Genomic DNA, 19,100 nt, shown 5'->3' on the forward strand with positions numbered 1-19,100 from the left:
GCGCCTGGGCAACTGGCTGTCAGTACAAGTGGAATGGGGCGGGGTACGGCGATGATGGGACCAGCACACTCACTGTCGGGAGCGGCGGCCTGGCTGGGCGTCGGAGCCGCGGCGGCCGCCACGGGACACACGATGCCCTGGCCGGTCCTCCTGGTCGGCGCGCTGATCTGCGCGGGCGCGGCACTCGCCCCGGATCTGGACCACAAGGCGGCCACCATCTCGCGGGCCTTCGGCCCCGTCTCGCGAGGGCTGTGCGAGATCGTCGACAAGCTCTCCTACGCCGTCTACAAGGGGACGAAGAAGGCGGGCGACCCGCGTCGCTCCGGCGGGCACCGCACCCTGACGCACACCTGGCTGTGGGCGGTGATGATCGGCGCCGGGGCCTCGGCCATCGCGATCACGGGAGGCCGCTGGGGAGTCCTGGCACTTCTCTTCGTGCACATAGTGCTCGCGATCGAGGGCCTGCTCTGGCGGGCGACGCGCGGCTCCAGCGCCGACATCCTGGTGTGGCTGCTGGCCGCGACGAGTGCCTGGATCCTCGCGGGGGTACTGGACAAGCCCGGCAACGGAGCCGACTGGCTGTTCACGGCGCCCGGCCAGGAGTACCTGTGGCTCGGACTGCCGATCCTGCTCGGCGCGCTGGTGCACGACATCGGGGACGCGTTGACGGTGTCGGGCTGCCCGATCCTGTGGCCGATCCCGGTCGGACGCAAGCGCTGGTACCCGATCGGACCGCCGAAGGCGATGCGGTTCAGGGCGGGCAGCTGGGTCGAGCTGAAGGTCCTGATGCCGGCCTTCATGCTGCTCGGCGGAGTGGGCTGCGCGGCCGCTCTCAACTTCATCTGAACGACCGTGACCACCGGACGAGCGCCGTCCCCCGACGGCCCGACACTCGCCCCGGAACACGATCAGGCCGCACACGATCAGGCCGCGTCGCCCCCGCCCGGCGCCTGGTCCTGGCTCCCCTTGCCGTACCGCTTCTCGAACTGGGCGACCCGGCCCTCCGTGTCCACGGTCCGGGCCTTGCCCGTGTAGAAGGGGTGGCTCTCGGAGGAGATCTCCACGTCCACGACGGGGTACGTCTCGCCGTCGTCCCAGTCGATCGTCCGGTCGCTCGTCGCGGTGGACCGGGTGAGGAAGGCGTATCCGGCGGCGCGGTCACGGAAGACCACGGGGTGGTAGTCGGGCTGCTTGTCCTGCTGCATGAGTGCTCCTTGCCTGGGGAGAAGGTGCGCGGACAGGTCGGGGGAGACGACGGGATCAGCCCCGTCAGCCGTACGGGGAGTCCTCGTCGACGATGTGCATGGCGGCCTCTTCCGCCGAGGCCGCGGCGCCGTCGATCCCCACGTCGGTGGCGATCAGGCCGCTCTCCCCATCCTCGTGCGCTCCTTCGTTCGGCGCCACGAGACGGCCGGAGCGGAGGTCGCCCACCTCGTTGTCCAGGGGTTCGCCGTCCGAGTCCGGGCAGTCTCCGATGCCGTCACCGTCCGGCGCCGCGATCTCCGGGACCTCTTCCAGAAGGCGCTCGTCCAGGGTCTCGCCTCGATGCCGCTCGGCGGCGGTCACGTCGTTGCGCTCCACCGCCCACGGTCGCTCCGGTGGTGACCAGCCCCGGTCCAGAGGATCGTCCACGCCGTCGGATTCCAAGGTGTCCTCGGCGTCGAGCAGCCCCGCGTCGTCCTGAACCTCGGATCCGTCGGGCTGGTAGACGTCGTCTCCCCAACCGTCGGCGCTGTCCACGGGTACCTCCAGGTGGTGCGGGCCGGCCTGCTGTCACCGTGTTCGGTGGCGGGTGCGCGGGCCGCTCGGCCCAGGCCTCGCCTGTACGGCGTACGGAGCGCTCGGAACCAGGCGGTTCCCGGGCGTTCCCCGAGCCGGTGGCGACATCCACCCTTCCACCCCTCTTCGACACCGCGCAACGGCACGGGGCCCGTCGGCAGACTCCGGCCCTCTCACCAGCGGTGGGAACGGGCCGGGGCGGGGAGCACGCCGTTGCCCGACCCCGCTCCGTTCATGTGTGGACCTCGGAGCGGCCCCGGGTCGGCCCGCACGGAGGCCGACCCGGGGCAGTGCACGCGCACACAGGGGGCAGCGCCCGCTCACCCGTGCCAGGACCGCCACAGTGCCGCGTACGCGCCGTTCGCGGCGACCAGTTGATCATGGCTGCCCAGCTCGCTGATGCGGCCGTTCTCGACGACCGCGATGACGTCCGCGTCGTGGGCGGTGTGCAGCCGATGTGCGATGGCGACCACGGTGCGGCCGTCCAGGACGCGGGCCAGGGAGCGCTCCAGATGCCGGGCCGCGCGCGGGTCGAGGAGCGAGGTGGCCTCGTCCAGGACCAGCGTGTGCGGATCGGCGAGCACCAGCCGGGCGAGCGCGATCTGCTGCGCCTGCGCCGGGGTGAGGGCGAGCCCGCCCGAGCCGACCTCGGTGTCCAGGCCGTCGTCCAGCGCCCGCGCCCAGCCGTTGGCGTCGACCGCGCCGAGGGCGGCCCACAGTTCGGCGTCGTCGGCCTCCGTGCGGGCGAGGAGCAGGTTGTCGCGCAGGGCGCCCACGAACACGTGGTGTTCCTGGTTGACCAGCGCCACATGGGAGCGGACCCGTTCGGCGGACATCCGGGACAGTTCGGCGCCGCCCAGGGTGATCCGGCCGGCCCGGGGTGCGTAGATCCCGGCGAGCAGCCTGCCCAGCGTGGACTTGCCCGCGCCGGACGGGCCGACCAGGGCCAGCCGGGTGCCCGGCGCGACCTCCAGGGTGACCTTGCGCAGCACGTCGACGCCCGCGCGGTAGCCGAAGTGCACCCCGTCGGCGTGCACGTCCCGTCCTTCGGGGGCCAGCGACGCGTCACCGGCGTCCGGCTCGATGTCGCGGACGCCGACCAGCCGGGCCAGCGAGACCTGGGCCACCTGGAGCTCGTCGTACCAGCGCAGGATCAGACCCACCGGGTCGACGAGCATCTGCGCGATCAGGGCGCCCGTCGTCAGCTGCCCCACCCCGATCCAGCCCTGGAGGACGAAGTACCCGCCGATCATCAGGACCGAGCCGAGGACCGTGACATGGGTGAGGTTGATGACCGGGAAGAGCACCGAGCGCAGCCACAGGGTGTAGCGCTCCCAGGCGGTCCACTCCTGGACCCGCCGGTCCGACAGCGCGATGCGGCGCTCGCTCAGGCGGTGCGCCTCGATCGTGCGGCCGGCGTCCACGGTCTCCGAGAGCACGGCGGCCACCGCGGCGTAACCGGCGGCCTCGGAGCGGTAGCCGGACGGCGCGCGCTTGAAGTACCAGCGGCAGCCGACCACCAGGATCGGGACGGCGACCAGCACGGCAGGCGCGAGCGGCGGCGCGGTCACGGCGAGTCCGCCGAGCAGCAGCGCCACCCACACCACACCGATGGCCAGCTGCGGCACGGCCTCGCGCATGGCGTTGGCCAGCCGGTCGATGTCCGTGGTGATCCGGGACAGCAGATCGCCCGTCCCGGCCCGCTCCAGAACGCCCGGCGGCAGCCCCACCGACCGTACGAGGAAGTCCTCGCGCAGGTCGGCCAGCATCCGCTCGCCGAGCATCGCGCCCCGCAGCCGCACCTGGCGTACGAACACGGCCTGGACGACGAGGGCGAGGACGAACGGCGCGGCGGTGCGCTCCATGTGCAGTTCGAGTGCCGCCGCCGTGCCGTCGGAGACGCGCTGGACGAGCGACCCCAGCAGATAGGGGCCCACCATCGAGGCGATGACGGCGACCGTGTTGACGGTGATGAGCAGCAGGAAGGCCCGGCGATGCCGTTGGAACAGTTCGGCCACGTAGGCGCGTACGGTCGCGGGGGCGCCGACGGGCAGGGTCTCTGCGGTCGTTGGGGCCGCCGGGTCGTAGGCCGGTGGCGCCACGCCGATCATGCGGTTTCCTCGATTTCTTCCAGTTCTCGCAGGCGGCCCAGTTCGTGTGCGCCGGCCTCGTCCTCGGTCTCTCGGGTCACCACGGCCCGGTACCGGGGCTCGCTGTGCAGCAGCTCGCGGTGCACGCCGACCGCCGCGACCTCGCCCTCGTGGACGAGTACGACCCGGTCCGCGTGGTCCAGGAGCAGCGGCGACGAGGTGAAGACCACCGTCGTACGGCCCTGGCGCAGGGAGCGGACGCCGTCGGCGATGCGTGCCTCGGTGTGCGAGTCGACCGCGGACGTCGGTTCGTCCAGGACGAGCACCTCCGGGTCCGTGATCAGGGACCGGGCCAGCGCGAGACGCTGGCGCTGGCCGCCAGACAGGGAGCGGCCGCGTTCGGTGATCCGGGCGTCCATCGGGTCGGTGGCGTCCAGCGACCCCTGGGCGAGCGCGTCCAGGACGTCGCCGCACTGCGCGGCGGCCAGTGCCTTCTCGGCACTGACGTCCCCGGAGGCGGGCACGTCGAGCAGTTCGCGCAGGGTGCCGGAGAGCAGCACCGGGTCCTTGTCCTGGACGAGGACGGCGCTGCGGGCGGAGTCGAGCGGCAGCTCGTCCAGCGGCACGCCGCCGACCAGCGCCGACGGCAGCTCCGAGGAGTCCGCCGCGTGACCGCCGAGCCGCTCGGCCAGCACACCCGCCACGTCCGGGTCACCGCACACCACCGCGGTGAGCCGTCCGGCGGGCGCGAGCAGCCCGGTCGCGGGGTCGTACAGATCACCGGCCGGTACGACGGCCCCGCGCGAGCCCTCGCCGTCCGTCGCCCGCTCCAGCGACAACACCCGGGCGGCGCGTTTCGCGGACGGCCGGGAGAAGGAGTAGGCCATCGCGATCTCCTCGAAGTGACGGAGCGGATAGGTGAGAAGCATGACGGCGCTGTACACGGTGACCAGTTCGCCGACGGTGATCCGGCCGTCGCGAGCCAGGTTCACGCCGTGCCAGACGACGACGATCAGCAGCAGTCCGGGCAGCAGTACCTGGATCGCGGAGATCAGCGCCCACATGCGGGCGCTGCGCACGGCCGCGTGCCGGACCTCCTGCGAGGCGCGGCGGTAGCGGTCGAGGAACAGCTCCTCGCCGCCGATGCCGCGCAGCACGCGCAGACCCGCGACGGTGTCCGAGGCGAGCTCGGTGGCGTGTCCCGCCTTCTCGCGCTGGAAGTCGGCGCGCCGGGTCGCCCGGGGCAGCAGGGGCAGCACCGCGAGCGCCAGGACGGGCACACCCACGGCGACGACGACGCCGAGCGCCGGCTGGTAGACCACCAGGGCGACGCAGACGAACACGATCGTGACCGCTGCCGCGGTGAACCGCGACACGGCCTCCACGAACCAGCCGATCTTCTCCACGTCACCGGTCGAGACCGCGACGATCTCACCTGCCGCCACGCGCCGTGTCAGCGCGGAGCCCAGCAGGGCGGTCCTGCGCGCCAGGAGCTGCTGGACGCGTGCGGCCGCGGTGATCCAGTTGGTGACCGCGGCCCGGTGGAGCATGGAGTCGCCCAGCGCGATACCTACCCCGCACAGCGCCATCAGCCCGCCCGCCATGCCGAGCCGCGCACCGGAGCGCTCCACGACGGCCTGGACGGCGAAGCCCACACAGAAGGGCAGTCCGGACACGGACAGGAAGTGCATCAGCCCCCAGGCCAGGGCCTTCGCCTGTCCGCCGAGCTGATTCCGGCCGAGCCACACCAGGAACCGGGGCCCCGAGCGTGCGTCGGGCACACCCGGGTCGGGATACGGAAGGTCTTGAATCTGCATGACGTCCCAGGGGGGTCGTTGAACGGAGTGGGGGAGGCAACAAACCGTGAAAGGTTCGCGTCACAGCGTGTCCGCAGGCAAACGGTTTTCCGCCGCGAGGCAAAGATTCGGCCCGGACCGCCCGCATATCGCCCGGAAGCCGGGGGGCCGGACGCAATCGTCCGGATCGTGGTGCGACGATGGACCGATGCGAATAGGCGGTGCGACGCGAACAGGCGGTGCGATGCGTACGACGGCCGCGGCCGCGGTGTCCGGTGCCCTTCTGATGTCCCTGGCGGCCTGCGGCGGTTCGGACGGCGGGAGCGGGAAGAAGAGCGACGGACAGGCCGGCGACGGGACCGGGACCGGGCAGGCGCGCACCGTCGACCTCAAGGCCATCCCCGACATCGGCGACAAGCTGCAGAAGCAGATCCCCTCGGGTTCCCGCCAGGTCGTGGCCGTCTATGGAGAGGGCGAGAACTCGGCGGACTCCACGATCGTCCTCTACACCAAGTCCGGCTCCACCTGGGACAAGACCCGCAGTTGGAAGGGCCACAACGGCAAGAAGGGCTGGACGACCAACCACCGCGAGAACGACAAGCGCAGCCCCGTCGGGGTCTTCACGCTCAGCGACGCGGGCGGCGTCCTCACCGACCCCGGTGCCAAGCTTCCGTACACCGAGTCGGCGGGCTTCCAGGCCCCGCACTACTGGGCCAAGTCGCACTGGAACGACTTCGACTACGTCATCGCCATCGACTACAACCGCGTCAAGGGCACTTCACCGAACGACCCGACCCGCCCCCAGGGCCAGTCCAAGGGCGGCAGCATCTGGCTGCACATGGACCACGGCAGCGGTACGTCGGCCTGTGTGAGCCTGCCCAAGTCCGGCATGGAGTACCTGCTGCGCACCCTCGACCCGGACCAGAAACCGGTCGTGGTGATGGGCGACAAGGCCAACCTCAAGGCCGCCTGACCGCCCGTCACCGGCCACCGCGCCCTCAGCAGTACCACCTGCCCCCAGCCGTACCAACACGTCCTCAGCCGTACCACCGTGGCCGCTCAGTAGTAGTGGCGAAGCGACGGCCACAGGCGTGACCACGGCTGCGTCGTCCCAGAGCACAACACCACGGCCGCGCCCTGCTCCTCGTTCTCCACGCCGTGCCCGTTGTCCACGCGCGCGACGCGACGGCAGTCGGTGAAGTACCGCTCGATGCCGTCCGCGTCCTCCTGCCGGACGACGAGCACCGGTCCGTCGGCCGAGTCCTGCGGAGGGCCCCAGTCGGCGTAGCTCATATGGCCGGAGTAGGGCCGAGGCAGCCCGCGCGCGGGGCCGTAGCGATCCAGGGCGCCGGCCTCTCCGTAGTTCTGCGTGAAGACCACGGCGCGCGCCCGCTCACCCGCGGGAATCGCGGCCCAGCCTTCCGCGGCCGCGTCGGCGAGCGCGGGCCAGCCCATCTGCTCGCCCTGCTCCTTGTTGAGCGCCATCGGCACGGCGAGCGAACTCGGCGGCAGCACGGGCAGGGTGACCATCGCGTTGACCGCGACGGTCACCAGCACGGCCACCACGGGCCACGTACGGCCGTGCCGCCGCGTCCAGGCCAGAGCCGGCTCGCAGCCCGCCACGAGCAGCACGATCAGCAGTGGAACGACGTAGTACCCCTTGCCGCCCAGCGCCACGACCAGCACGCACAGCAGGGGGTACGCGACCGCTGCCGGACGAGCCCAGCGCAGGGCCGGATCGCGCCACAGCCGCAGCCAGCCCGCGACCCACACCGGCACGAACAGCGGGGACAGATAGATGAGTTGCTCGGGCACGAACAGGATCCGGTTCTCGGTCCCGTCGTCCGTGCCATTCCCCTCCGCGACCGTCAGTTGAGGCCAGTCGTGATCCGCCTGCCACCACAGATTGGGCGCGGCCACCGCGAGAGCCACGGCAGCGCCGGCGAGCAGCCACGGTCTGCGCAGCACCCGCCGCGGCCCCACGGCGAGCACGCCCGCGAGCAGCGCGACGACCAGGAGCGCCACGAGGTACTTGTTCAGCAGACCGACCCCGACGCACAGGCCGATCGCGAGCCACCACCGCCCGTCGCCGGTGCGCAGCAGGCGCAGTACCAGCCAGCAGATCAGCAGCCAGGCCAGCAGGTCGAAGGTCGCGGTCGACATCATGTGCCCGACGCCCAACGGCTGCGCGGACACGCCCGCGAGCCCCGCCGCGACCACCTGCGTCCTGCGGTCTCCGCCCAACTCCCGTGCGACGAGGGCGACCACGAAGACGGCGCCCACGAACGCGAACGTTGCCGGGACCCGCAGCGCGACGGTGGAATCCCCGAACAGCGCAGTGGCCGCCCGCGCGAGGAACGGCGTCAGCGGCGGCTGGTCGACATACCCCCAAGCCGGATGATCGCCCGCCGCGAGGAAGTACAACTCGTCGCGGTGGTACCCGTATCGGCCCGACAGCGCGGTCAGTACGGCGGCGAGAACGGCCGCCAGAGCCGCCACGGGACCGAGGGTGAAACGAGGTAACTCGCATGGCGCGTCGTCCTGTTCCCGATCCATAGCGTCCCCCCGCCAACCGGTGGCATCACCGTACTGAGGGGGACCGATCCGGTCGAGGGGGCCCGTCATGACCCGAGGACGCATTGCGGCCCGGGCCAACTCCCCGTAGAACACCGCCCATGAGAAGACGGATCATCATGTCCATGCTCGCCGGGGTGACCCTCGTGGCGGGAGCCCTCCTCGGGGCGGCCCCGGCGCAATCGGCCGACGTGCCTGCCGAGTTCGGCGCCGACTGGCACGACCCGGTCACCGCCGCCCCACCGGTCACCCGACCGGACACCAAGTCCTGCGACGTCACCGTCGCCGAGGCACAGTTCCGCGACTTCACGCCCTACAAGGGCACGTACGCACCCCCGCGCGGCTGCGGCGACCGCTGGAACAAGGTTGTCCTGCGCCTCGACGGCAAGGTCAAGGGACGGCAGTTCGACCGGCTCGGCTATCTGCACATCGGCGGAGTCGAGGTCTTCCGTACGTCCACGCCGCAGCCCTCGCCCGACGGCATCGAGTGGTCGGTGGAGAAGGACGTCACGCGCTACAGCGACACGTTGCGCGAGGACCAGGATGTCGAGATGCTCATCGGGAACGTCGTCGACGACACCTACACGGGCATCATCGACGTCAAGGTCACACTCACCTTCTACGCGGGCGAGCCCGCCGCCACGATCAACGCGGGCGAGACCGCCGTGAAGACCCCCGACCGCGTCCTCACCCTCCAGGACGGCACCCTCACCACGCCCCGGAACAGTGAACGCATCGTCGCCGAGGTATACGCCACAGGGTCGGGCGGCGGCTGCGAGGAGTACTGGTATCTGACGGTGCCCGACGTCGCGCCGTACTCCTGCAAGGCCGGCGACGGCCCCTACCGCGAGGTGCAGGTCAAGGTCGACGGCCGGCTCGCGGGCATCGCGGCGCCGTTCCCGACCGTCTGGACCGGAGGCTGGTCCAACCCCTTCCTCTGGTACGTGATTCCGGGCCCGCGCGCCTTCGACATCAAGCCCGTCGAGTACGACCTGACACCGTTCGCCGGGCTCCTCAACGACGGCCGACCGCACCGGATCGACGTCTCCGTAGTGGGCGTTCCCGAGGGGCAGGCCGGCTGGAGCACCCCGGTGAACGTCCTCGTCTGGCAGGACGCGAAGAGCAAGCACGTCACCGGGAAGCTCACCGCGCACAGGGCGGGAGACCTCGACAACTCCTCTGCGTACACGCCGGGTTCGGAGCACCGTCTCGACACAGAGGCCGGGCATCGGCTGACCGTGGCCGGGTACGTCGACACCTCGCACGGCCGCGTGAAGACCACCGTCGATCGCAGGCTGGCCAACACCTCCGTGCACCGCTGGACCGACGGCGAGAACACCGACGCGCTGAAGGGGACCTGGACCGACGACGAGACGGTCACCGTGGACGGTCGCGGGCCCGCCAAGTCGACCCGGACGCACCGCACCTACACCATGGACGGCACCACGACACTCGGCGCGGGCGACCGGCTGCGGACGGTGCTGTCGCTGGGGGACCGGGCCGCGGTCGAGGAGACGCGAGGCGGCCGGCGCACGGCGTGGTCCCGGCTCGACGACAGTTACGCGGGTGACGCCACGTATACGGCGAACGTGCCGCGCGACCAGCGGCACGCGGTCGGTACGACCAGTGAGCGCTACCGGTTGTACGGAACGGGCGGTTGTCACGACCGGACGCTGGTGACCGTGCAGGGGACGCTCACCGAGGACCGCGCGGCCTGCTGAACGGTCCGGTGTGGGACGTGCCACATCCCTCGATGATTTACATGCCTGTCACATCGAGGTCTCCGGCGGTAGCAAACTCCCCCGATAGTGATCACCGCGGAATCCGCTTTCCGCATCCCAGAAGTCCCCCTGGAGGAGTGCCCGTGCCGCCGTCTGTACCGTCCCCGCGACGCGTCGCACGCATCTTGCGTACCTCACTGTTCGCGCAGGTCGCCTGCGCGCTCGTACTCGGAATCGTCGTCGGAAGGTTGTGGCCGGACACGGCCACGACCTTCCAGCCGCTCGGCGACGGCTTCGTGCGCCTCATCAAGACGGTGATCTCGCCGCTCGTGTTCTGCGTGGTCGTCGTCGGCATCGCCAAGGCCGGCAACCTGAAGGCCTTCGGACGGATCGGCCTCAAGGCCCTGATCTGGTTCGAGATAGCCTCCACGGCCGCGCTGCTCATCGGCCTGATCGCCGCCAACGTCTTCGCCCCCGGGTCGGGCATGAACGTCGACCCGTCGAAGCTCGACGCCTCGGCGGTCGACGACAAGACCGCCGGTGGCGCGCTGCCGTCGACCACCGAGTTCGTCCTCAACGCGCTGCCGCAGAGCGCGGTCGGCGCCTTCGCCGAGAATTCACTGCTGCAGGTCCTGGTGCTGGCCTGCCTCACGGGTGCTGCGCTGCTCCACCTCGGCCACACCAAGGTGCCCGCGATCCTGCCCGCCATCGAGCAGGCGCAGGAGATCATCTTCGCGATCGTCGGCTTCGTCATGAAGCTGGCCCCGCTCGCCGTCTTCGGCGCGATGGTCCACCTGGTGGGGGAGTACGGCCTCGGGGTCATGAAGACGTACGGCAAGCTCATCGTTCTCTGCTACGCCGTGGCGGTGCTCTTCCTCGTGCTGCTCGCGGTCGCGTTGAAGCTGGTCACCGGGCTGAGCCTGTGGAAGTTCGTCCGCTACACGCGCGCGGAGTTGCTGCTCGCGCTCGGCACCGCGTCCAGCGAGACGGTCATGCCGCGCATGATGCAGAAGCTGCGGCAGGCGGGTGCCCGTGACGACGCGGTGGGTCTGGTGCTGCCGACGGGATACTCCTTCAACCTCGACGGCGCCTCGATCTATCTCTCCATCGGCACGCTGTTCATCGCGCAGGCCGTGGGTGTCGACCTCAGCCTGAGCCAGCAGGTCACCGTGATCCTGGTGCTCATGCTGACCAGCAAGGGAATGGCCGGCATCCCCGGTTCGGCCTTCCTCGCCCTGTCGGCGACCGCCTCCTCGCTCGGCGCCATCCCCGCCGGGGCCGTCGCCCTGCTGCTCGGCGTCGACCGCATCATGGACTCGATGCGCGTCGTCACCAACCTGCTCGGCAACTGCGTCGCCGTCTTCGCGGTCTCCCGCTGGGAGGGCGCCCTGGACATGGACCGGGCGAAGAAGATGCTCGACGGCGAGATCGCCTTCGTGGAGGAGGACGTGACGCCCGCCGGCAGCGACCCGACGGCGGAAGTGCCCTCGCAGACCGCCAAGACCGCCAAGACCGCCCAGACCGCGCCGGCGGACGCTCCGGACGCGGGCGAGGAGCCTGCGGACACGGCGGAGGATCCCGCGGGGCCCAAGGCCTCGTTGGCCAAGGAGCCTGCGGGCGAGGTGAGTTGAGCGCCGGGGCCCGGCGCATCCGCTCGACGCCGGGCCCCACGCTTCCCATCCCCGAAGGCCCCTGAAGGCCTCGGAGGACTCCCGAAGGACTCCAGGAGGACCCGCACCGGAGGTCACTCCCGCCCGGTCACCCCTGCGGCTTCTCCGAGTCCACCCCCGACCGCTCCTTCTTCCACAGTCCGCGCGTGAAGTCCGGGATCGCCTGCGGTGCCCCGTGCGCCTTGATCGAGGCATGGCTCAGCGGCACCGGCGCGGTCCAGGTGGCGGCGTCGTACACGTCGAAGTCCGGTACGAGCCCGAGCCGCATGCACTGCATCAGCCGGAACAGCATGATGTAGTCCATCCCGCCGTGTCCGCCGGGAGGGTTGGAGTGCTCCTTCCACAGCCAGTGATCCCAGTCGGCGTACGCCCCGAAGTCGCCCCAGGCGTCATCTGTGTGGTCGGGCTCTAGGTAAATCCGCTCCGGGTAGTCCTCGAAGACACCCTTCGTGCCGCCGAGACTGTTGATCCGCGAGTAGGGATGTGGCGTCGACACATCGTGTTCGAGCCGGATCACCCGCCCTTTCGCCGTCTGTACGAGGCTGATGGTCCGGTCGCTCTCGATGTACGTCTCCTTCCAGCTCGGGTCGCCCGGCGGCATGTTCGCGGCGCGGTACTCGGCCAGTCCGAGCGAGGGCGTGCCGAAGCTGGAGACGTGGGTGACACGGTCACCGCGATTGACGTCCATGTAGTTGGCGACGGGCCCGAAACCGTGGTTCGGGTAGAGGTCGCCGCGCAGCCGGGTGTGCCAGAGCCGCCGCCAGGGGCCCTCGTAGTAGTCCGGGTCGAACATCAGGCCCCGCAGATCGTGGTTGTAGGCGCCCGCGCCGTGCAGCAGCCGGCCGAACTTCCCGGCGTGCGCCATGCGCAGGACCCGCATCTCGTTCCTGCCGTAGCAGCAGTTCTCCAGCTGCATGCAGTGTCTGCGGGTGCGCTCGGAGAGGTCGACCAGCTCCCAGAGCTGGTCGAGGCGCATCGCGATCGGACACTCCACGCCGACGTGCTTGCCGCTGAGCATCGCCGTCTTCGCCATCTCGAAGTGCCAGTCCCAGGGCGTCGCCACGTACACGAAGTCGAGGTCGCCGCGCTCGCACAGACCGACGAAGTCGTGATCGCCCTTCGTGTACGTCGCCGGGGCGGGCTGTCCCGCGGCCACCACTTTGGCCGCGGCGCTCGCGGTCTTGTCCTTGACCGGGTCGCACAGCGCGACGACGCGGACTCCGTCGAGGGCGAGGAACAGGTCGATCATGCCGTTGCCACGGTTGCCGAGCCCGATGATCCCCACCCGTACCGTGCCGCGCCCCTCGAAGGGCACGCCGATCATGGTTCTGCCCTTCGCGGCGGGCATGGCGGACTCGGCTTCCGCCGCGGCCCCGGGTGCGGCCTCCGCCGCCGCCCCGGGCTCGGCCGCGTGAGCCGTGCCCCCACCCGCGAGCGCGCCGATCCCCAGACCCGCTCCGGCGGCTCCGGCAGTGCGCAGGACCGAGCGTCGGGAGTAGCCCTTGGGGTTCTCGTCAGGTTCCGGTGTCGCGTGCTCGTCGTGCATCGGACCTCCTCGGTGGGTGAGCGCGGGTTCGGCGCGCTGTCACCCTCCTAGGGGGCCGACCGGGTCGCAAGGGGCCGAAGTGGCCAGGGAGTTGGACTTCCGGGGCTGGGTCTTTGGACTTCTGTGCGCGGGTGAGAGTGGGCGGCGCGGAGCCATCGCCAGCCCGGCCCGGTGGTGGAGCGGGGCATGCGTCGGCCCGTGGTCCGCAGTGGGAGCGGGCCCCTCACCCTGTCGGCGCGCCTTCCGGCGGCCCCCGTCGGCACCACCCCGTTCAGCAGTCGCGCTTGGGCGCCTCCACCGCGCCCATTCCGTCCACCAGCGTGTCCAGCAGCCCCCCAAGGACCTTGCGCTGGTCGTCCGAGAGCGGTGCCAGGATGTCCTCCGCCGCGGTCCGCCGCGCGGCGCGCAGCTCGCGCAGGGCCCCGCGGCCGTCGTCCGTGAGCTCGATGCGGATCACCCGGCGGTTGGTGGGGTCCGGTACGCGACGCACCTTGCCGCTCGCCTCCAGACCGTCGACCAGCGTCGTCACGGCCCGGGGCACCACCTCCAGCCGCTCGGCCAGGTCGGCCATGCGCGGCGGCGAGCCGTAGTGCGCGAGGGTGCGCAGGAGCCGGGACTGGGCCGGAGTGATGCCGAGCCCGCGCTTCTCCAGCTGACGCTTCTGGATGCGGTGCACACGGCGGGTCAACCGCAGCAGCTGCTCGGCGAGCAGACCGTCGGCGTCGGGGGTGTCCATGACGGGAACAATATCAGGACCTCGTTCATTGTGAGTATAGGTAACAATGAGCTATGCTCCGTCAGTCATCGTTCTCTCACCCTCCGTAGGAGCCCATGCCCCGCGACGACATCAACTGGACACCGCCACCTGTCGAGGACGGACAGCCCCGGCAGGTGCGCCGCATTCTCAAGCTCTTCCGTCCCTACCGCGGCCGACTGGCCGTAGTAGGCCTCCTCGTGGGCGCCGCGTCCCTGGTCTCGGTCGCCACGCCCTTCCTGCTCAAGGAGATCCTCGACACCGCGATCCCGCAGGGCCGCACCGGCCTGCTGAGCCTGCTCGCGCTCGGCATGATTCTCAGTGCCGTCCTCGGCGGTGTCTTCGGAGTCCTGCAGACCCTCATCTCCACGACGGTCGGCCAGCGCGTCATGCACGACCTGCGCACCGCCGTCTACGGCCGGCTGCAGCGCATGTCGCTCGCCTTCTTCACCAGGACCCGCACCGGCGAGGTCCAGTCGCGCATCGCGAACGACATCGGCGGTATGCAGGCCACGGTCACCTCGACCGCCACCTCGCTCGTCTCGAACCTCACCAGCGTCATCGCCACGATCGTCGCGATGGTCGCCCTGGACTGGCGGCTGACCGTCGTCTCGCTGCTCCTGCTGCCGGCGTTCGTGTGGATCAGCCGCCGCGTCGGCAACGAACGCAAGAAGATCACCACCGAGCGCCAGAAGCAGATGGCCGCCATGGCCGCCACCGTCACCGAGTCGCTCTCCGTCAGCGGCATCCTGCTCGGCCGCACGATGGGCCGCTCGGACTCGCTCACCCGCTCCTTCGCCGACGAGTCCGAGGGCCTCGTCGACCTGGAGGTCCGGTCGAACATGGCGGGCCGCTGGCGGATGGCCGTCATCGGGATCGTCATGGCCGCCATGCCGGCCGTCATCTACTGGACCGCGGGCATGGCCCTCCAGTTCGGCGGACCCGCCATCTCCATCGGCACGCTCGTCGCCTTCGTCTCGCTCCAGCAGGGCCTCTTCCGGCCGACCGTGAGTCTGCTGTCCACCGGCGTCCAGATCCAGACCTCGCTCGCCCTGTTCCAGCGCATCTTCGAGTACCTCGACCTGCCCATCGACATCACCGAGCCCGAGGATCCGATCCACCTCGACCAGGTCAAGGGAGACGTGCGCTTCGAGGGCGTGGAGTTCCGCTACGACGACAAGAGCGGCCCCGTCCTCGACGGCATCGACATCACCGTGCCCGCCGGCGGCAGCCTCGCCGTCGTCGGCGCCACCGGCGCGGGCAAGTCCACGCTCAGCTACCTGGTGCCGCGTCTGTACGACGTCACGGGCGGCCGTGTCACGCTCGACGGGGTGGACGTGCGCGACCTCGACTTCGACACCCTCGCCCGCGGGATCGGCGTCGTCTCCCAGGAGACGTACCTCTTCCACGCCACGGTCGCCGAGAACCTGCGGTTCGCCAAGCCGGACGCCACCGACGAGCAGCTGTACGAGGCCGCGAAGGCCGCGCAGATCCACGACCACATCGCGTCGCTGCCCGACGGGTACGACACGGTGGTGGGGGAGCGCGGACACCGGTTCTCCGGCGGCGAGAAGCAGCGCCTGGCCATCGCCCGGACGATTCTGAGGGACCCGCCGGTCCTGATCCTCGACGAGGCGACCAGCGCCCTGGACACCCGCACCGAGCGAGCCGTTCAGGAGGCCATCGACGCCCTGTCGGCCAACCGGACCACCCTCACCATCGCGCACCGGCTGTCCACCATTCGGGGCGCCGACCAGATCGTGGTCCTGGACGGTGGCCGACCGGCGGAACGGGGCACGCACGAGGAGCTGTTGGAGCGCGAGGGCCGCTACGCCGCACTGGTCCGCAGAGACGCCCAACTGGAGCCAACAAGATGAATATATGTCGAGATTATGGCGATATGCGGGTTACCGTGCCCGCATGCAGATCTACACGCCGCCCAGTCGGCCACGGAGAACGATTCGACTGACGAGCCGGGGCCGGACCGCCCTCATCGTGACCGGCGCCGTCGTGGCGGCCACCGCCGTGGCGGTGCCGCTGCTGAGCACGGACGAGAAGAAGGAGCCGCTCGCCCTGGTGGTCCCGGAGGGCTGGCGCGCCGGCCAGGTCTACGAGGCCGTCGACAAGGTCCTCGCCCTGCCCGGGGGCACCACGAAGAAGTCCCTGGAGAAGGCGAACCTCAAGCTTCCGAACGACGCGAGCGGCAACCCCGAGGGGTATCTGTTCCCGGCCACGTATCCCATCGACAAGAAGTCGACCCCGGTGTCCCTGCTGACGTACATGGTCGATACGGCGAACAAGAGGTTCGGCGGCGGGACGGTCACGGCCGGGGCCGAGCGGAACGCGATGAACGTCTATCAGACCGTCACCGTGGCGAGCATGGTCCAGGCCGAGGCGGCCACCAAGAAGGACATGGGCAGGGTGGCCCGCGTGATCTACAACCGGCTCGACCGGGGCATGCCGCTGCAGATGGACTCCACGATCAACTACGCGCTGAACCGCAACACCCTCCGCACCAGTGAGAACGACACGCGGCTCAACAGCCCGTACAACACGTACGTGCGGATGGGGCTGCCGCCGTCGCCTATCGCCAACCCCGGTGAGGAGGCGATGCGTGCCGCGGTCGCTCCGCCGCAGGGCGACTGGCTCTACTTCGTCACCGTCAAGCCCGGTGACACACGTTTCACCGCCGACTACGAGGAGCACCGGAGGAACGTCGCGGAGTTCAACCGCACCAACAAGAGCGCGTCGCCGAAGTCCGGCTGAGCTCATCCCACCGGCGCAACCTTCGTCGCAGCCCTCGGGGCGGTGTCCGGGGCGACCGCCGGCAGCCGCCTGATGTCCCGCACCGCCGAGCGCCCGGCGCGGTTGGCTCCTATCGTGCTGGCCGACGGCCCGTACCCGACCAGATGGATCCGCGGATCGGCGACCGCGCGGGTCCCCTCGACACGGATGCCGCCGCCGGGCTCACGCAGCCGCAGTGGTGCCAGATGGTCGATCGCGGCGCGGAAACCGGTCGCCCACAGAATGACGTCGGCGGCCACGCGACGCCCGTCGTCCCACTCCACGCCGTCCGGAGTGATCCGGTCGAACATCGGCAGCCGGTCCAGGACACCGTCCTCGATGCCCTGCCGGATCGCGTCGTTGAGCGGCAGCCCGGTCACCGACACGACACTCTTCGGCGGCAGCCCCTGACGGACCCGCTCCTCCACCAGCGCGACCACTTCCCGGCCCACGTCCTCGGTGAACGGACCCTCGCGGAACACCGGCGGCCGCCGCGTCACCCAGGTGGTCCCGGCCGCGTACGGCGCTATCTCCAGCAGATGCTGCGTGCCGGACGCGCCCCCGCCGACCACGACGACCCGCTGGCCGGCGAACTCCTCGGGACCCGGGTACTGGGCCGTGTGCAACTGCCGCCCCCGGAAGGTCTCCTGCCCCGGGTAGCGCGGCCAGAACGGCCGGTCCCAGGTGCCCGTCGCGTTGATCAGCGCCCGCGTCGTCCACGTACCGTCGGAGGTCTCGACGAGCAGCCGGCCTCCATCGCCCTCGCGCACGGCCTTCACGTCGACCGGCCGCCGCACCCGCAGATCGAAGGTGCGCTCGTAGGTGTCGAAGTACTCCGCGATGACCTCGGAGGACGGCCGCGCCGGATCCGCGTCCGTCAGCTCCATGCCCGGCAGGGCGTGCATGCCGTGCACCTTGCCGTACGTGAGGGACCGCCACCGGAACTGCCACGCCCCGCCCGCCCGCGGAGCGTGGTCCAGGACCACGAAGTCCCGCTCCGGCTCGAAGCCCGTGCGCCGCAGGTGATAGGCGCTGGACAGTCCGGCCTGCCCGGCGCCGATCACGACGACATCGATTTCCCGCACTGCCCCCGCCTGCGCTCCGGTGTTGTTCACGCTTCTACCAACCCCGCCGATGGCAAGGATCTTCCCGCGCCCCTTCAGGGGCGCGGGGAACCGCGCGATCAGCCACGGACGGCCCGCAGATGGCGAACGGTGCTACCAGCCGATCGCTCAGCGACCGCCGGCGACCAGAATCGGCGCCCCGGAGGCAGGAACACGCGACAACAGCCCCCGCACGGCCAGCTCGGGAATGACCCCCTCCCCGAACCAGTACGCCTCCTCCAGATGCGGATACCCGGACAGCACGAAGTGCTCGACGCCCAACGCGTGGTACTCCTCGATCCGGTCGGCGACCTCGGCATGGCTGCCGACGAGCGCCGTACCGGCGCCACCACGCACGAGACCCACGCCCGCCCACAGATTCGGGGAGATCTCCAGCCGGTCGGACGAACCGCCGTGCAGCGCGAGCATGCGCTGCTGGCCGACGGACTCGCTGCGGCCGAGCGCCGCCTGCGCGGCGGCGATGGACTCCGGGTCGAGGTCGTCGAGCAGACGACCCGCCGTCCGCCACGCCTCGGCCGACGAGTCCCGCGAGATCGTGTGCAGCCGGATGCCGAAGCGGACCGTACGCCCCTCGCGCTCGGCGAGCGAGCGGATCCAGTCGATCTTCTCCTTGACCTGCGCCGGCGGCTCGCCCCAGGTCAGATACACATCCGCGTGCCGCGCCGCGACCGGCCCCGCGGCCGCCGAGGAACCGCCGAAGAAGATCTCCGGCAGCGGATCCGGTGGCAGCGCGGTCAGCCCGCCCTCGACCTGGTAGTGCGCCCCGTCGAAGTCGTACGGCTGCCCGCTCCACACCCCGCGCACGACGGACAGGAACTCGTCCGTGCGCGCGTACCGCTGGTCGTGGCCGAGTCGGTCGCCGAAGCGGCGCTGCTCGGTGGAGTCGCCGCCGGTGACGACGTTCAGGAGCAGCCGGCCCCGGGTGATGCGCTGGTATGTGGCAGCCATCTGAGCGGCGAGCGTCGGCGAGATGACTCCGGGCCGGAACGCGACCAGGAACTTCAGCCGCTCGGTGTGCTGGGCCAGCGCCACCGTCGTCAGCCAGGCGTCCTCGCACCACGTACCGGTAGGTGTGAGCACCGCCTCGAAGCCCAACTGCTCAGCCGCCTTGGCGATTTGGGCCAGATACTCGATGTCGGGCGGGCGCACCCCACTGACCGGCCGGGTGCGGTCGACGGGGTTGGCCGCGTAGGCGTGCCGGTCCACGAGGGTGCGGCCGTCGCCGCCCGTCGGCAGGAACCAGTGCAGATGTACGGTCATGA

At 70.7% G+C, this 19,100-nt stretch carries 15 protein-coding genes; 6 read left to right on the forward strand and 9 right to left on the reverse strand.

All coding sequences use genetic code 11. The features are described from left to right. Positions 1-51: 51 nt before the first annotated feature. A complete protein-coding gene (locus QF035_RS46310; RefSeq protein ID WP_189843756.1) occupies positions 52-846 on the forward strand; it encodes a metal-dependent hydrolase in 795 nt (264 codons plus the stop codon). A gap of 77 nt (positions 847-923) precedes the next feature. Here the strand turns inward: QF035_RS46310 and QF035_RS46315 are convergent, their stop codons facing one another. The 4 genes from QF035_RS46315 to QF035_RS46330 all read right to left on the reverse strand — a co-directional run bounded on the left by QF035_RS46315 (position 924) and on the right by QF035_RS46330 (position 5,686). Further along, complete coding sequence (locus tag QF035_RS46315) at positions 924-1,205, reverse strand: type B 50S ribosomal protein L31 (protein WP_266749207.1); 282 nt, start codon at positions 1,203-1,205, stop codon at positions 924-926. Between the two features lie 64 nt (positions 1,206-1,269). Beyond that, complete coding sequence (locus QF035_RS46320) at positions 1,270-1,740, reverse strand: DUF5709 domain-containing protein (protein ID WP_307528027.1); 471 nt, start codon at positions 1,738-1,740, stop codon at positions 1,270-1,272. A gap of 359 nt (positions 1,741-2,099) precedes the next feature. Next, on the reverse strand, positions 2,100-3,890 hold the full coding sequence (locus tag QF035_RS46325) for an ABC transporter ATP-binding protein (protein ID WP_307528030.1): 1,791 nt from the start codon (positions 3,888-3,890) through the stop codon (positions 2,100-2,102). Further along, positions 3,887-5,686 carry an ABC transporter transmembrane domain-containing protein gene (locus QF035_RS46330; RefSeq protein ID WP_307528031.1) on the reverse strand — a complete coding sequence of 600 codons (1,800 nt, stop codon included), beginning with the start codon at positions 5,684-5,686 and terminating at the stop codon, positions 3,887-3,889. The genes QF035_RS46325 and QF035_RS46330 overlap by 4 nt, the downstream gene beginning before the upstream one ends. A gap of 223 nt (positions 5,687-5,909) precedes the next feature. On the opposite strand from QF035_RS46330, the gene QF035_RS46335 reads away from it, so the two are divergent. After that, positions 5,910-6,638 carry a hypothetical protein gene (locus QF035_RS46335; RefSeq protein WP_307528033.1) on the forward strand — a complete coding sequence of 243 codons (729 nt, stop codon included), beginning with the start codon at positions 5,910-5,912 and terminating at the stop codon, positions 6,636-6,638. A gap of 86 nt (positions 6,639-6,724) precedes the next feature. On the opposite strand, the gene QF035_RS46340 is transcribed toward QF035_RS46335, so the two are convergent. Beyond that, positions 6,725-8,164, reverse strand: a complete 1,440-nt coding sequence (locus tag QF035_RS46340) for an ArnT family glycosyltransferase (RefSeq protein WP_307528035.1) — start codon at positions 8,162-8,164, stop codon at positions 6,725-6,727. 176 nt (positions 8,165-8,340) lie between these two features. Between QF035_RS46340 and QF035_RS46345 the strand changes: the two genes are divergently transcribed. Continuing rightward, on the forward strand, positions 8,341-9,960 hold the full coding sequence (locus QF035_RS46345) for a peptide-N4-asparagine amidase (protein WP_307528037.1): 1,620 nt from the start codon (positions 8,341-8,343) through the stop codon (positions 9,958-9,960). Between the two features lie 143 nt (positions 9,961-10,103). Beyond that, a complete protein-coding gene (locus tag QF035_RS46350) occupies positions 10,104-11,591 on the forward strand; it encodes a cation:dicarboxylate symporter family transporter (RefSeq protein ID WP_307528039.1) in 1,488 nt (495 codons plus the stop codon). A 127-nt stretch (positions 11,592-11,718) separates the two neighbouring features. On the opposite strand, the gene QF035_RS46355 is transcribed toward QF035_RS46350, so the two are convergent. Together QF035_RS46355 and QF035_RS46360 are read right to left on the reverse strand one after the other, a co-directional pair. Beyond that, positions 11,719-13,176, reverse strand: a complete 1,458-nt coding sequence (locus QF035_RS46355; RefSeq protein WP_307528041.1) for a Gfo/Idh/MocA family protein — start codon at positions 13,174-13,176, stop codon at positions 11,719-11,721. Positions 13,177-13,447: 271 nt separating this feature from the next. Beyond that, positions 13,448-13,912, reverse strand: a complete 465-nt coding sequence (locus QF035_RS46360) for a MarR family winged helix-turn-helix transcriptional regulator (protein ID WP_143633093.1) — start codon at positions 13,910-13,912, stop codon at positions 13,448-13,450. Positions 13,913-14,007: 95 nt separating this feature from the next. Here QF035_RS46360 and QF035_RS46365 point away from each other — a divergent pair, with 95 nt between their 5' ends. Together QF035_RS46365 and mltG are read left to right on the forward strand one after the other, a co-directional pair. Continuing rightward, positions 14,008-15,807, forward strand: coding sequence for an ABC transporter ATP-binding protein (locus tag QF035_RS46365; protein WP_307528044.1), 1,800 nt, complete (start codon positions 14,008-14,010; stop codon positions 15,805-15,807). A gap of 43 nt (positions 15,808-15,850) precedes the next feature. Further along, positions 15,851-16,696, forward strand: a complete 846-nt coding sequence (gene mltG, locus QF035_RS46370) for an endolytic transglycosylase MltG (RefSeq protein WP_307528046.1) — start codon at positions 15,851-15,853, stop codon at positions 16,694-16,696. A gap of 2 nt (positions 16,697-16,698) precedes the next feature. On the opposite strand, the gene QF035_RS46375 is transcribed toward mltG, so the two are convergent. Continuing rightward, on the reverse strand, positions 16,699-17,829 hold the full coding sequence (locus tag QF035_RS46375; RefSeq protein WP_307528047.1) for an NAD(P)-binding domain-containing protein: 1,131 nt from the start codon (positions 17,827-17,829) through the stop codon (positions 16,699-16,701). Between the two features lie 117 nt (positions 17,830-17,946). Next, positions 17,947-19,098: an LLM class flavin-dependent oxidoreductase gene (locus QF035_RS46380; protein WP_307528048.1), complete on the reverse strand. Its 1,152-nt coding sequence runs from the start codon at positions 19,096-19,098 to the stop codon at positions 17,947-17,949. Positions 19,099-19,100: the final 2 nt, after the last annotated feature.

The organism is Streptomyces umbrinus (assembly GCF_030817415.1).
Classification (GTDB): Bacteria; Actinomycetota; Actinomycetes; order Streptomycetales; family Streptomycetaceae; genus Streptomyces; species Streptomyces umbrinus_A.

Coding starts and splice junctions, on each gene's coding strand:
- QF035_RS46310 (WP_189843756.1), top strand. CDS start 52: ATGATGGGACCAGCACACTCACTGTCGGGAGCGGCGGCCTGGCTGGGC.
- QF035_RS46315 (WP_266749207.1), bottom strand. CDS start 1,205: ATGCAGCAGGACAAGCAGCCCGACTACCACCCCGTGGTCTTCCGTGAC.
- QF035_RS46325 (WP_307528030.1), bottom strand. CDS start 3,890: ATGATCGGCGTGGCGCCACCGGCCTACGACCCGGCGGCCCCAACGACC.
- QF035_RS46330 (WP_307528031.1), bottom strand. CDS start 5,686: ATGCAGATTCAAGACCTTCCGTATCCCGACCCGGGTGTGCCCGACGCA.
- QF035_RS46335 (WP_307528033.1), top strand. CDS start 5,910: ATGCGTACGACGGCCGCGGCCGCGGTGTCCGGTGCCCTTCTGATGTCC.
- QF035_RS46345 (WP_307528037.1), top strand. CDS start 8,341: ATGAGAAGACGGATCATCATGTCCATGCTCGCCGGGGTGACCCTCGTG.
- QF035_RS46355 (WP_307528041.1), bottom strand. CDS start 13,176: ATGCACGACGAGCACGCGACACCGGAACCTGACGAGAACCCCAAGGGC.
- QF035_RS46360 (WP_143633093.1), bottom strand. CDS start 13,912: ATGGACACCCCCGACGCCGACGGTCTGCTCGCCGAGCAGCTGCTGCGG.
- QF035_RS46365 (WP_307528044.1), top strand. CDS start 14,008: ATGCCCCGCGACGACATCAACTGGACACCGCCACCTGTCGAGGACGGA.
- mltG (WP_307528046.1), top strand. CDS start 15,851: ATGCAGATCTACACGCCGCCCAGTCGGCCACGGAGAACGATTCGACTG.
- QF035_RS46380 (WP_307528048.1), bottom strand. CDS start 19,098: ATGACCGTACATCTGCACTGGTTCCTGCCGACGGGCGGCGACGGCCGC.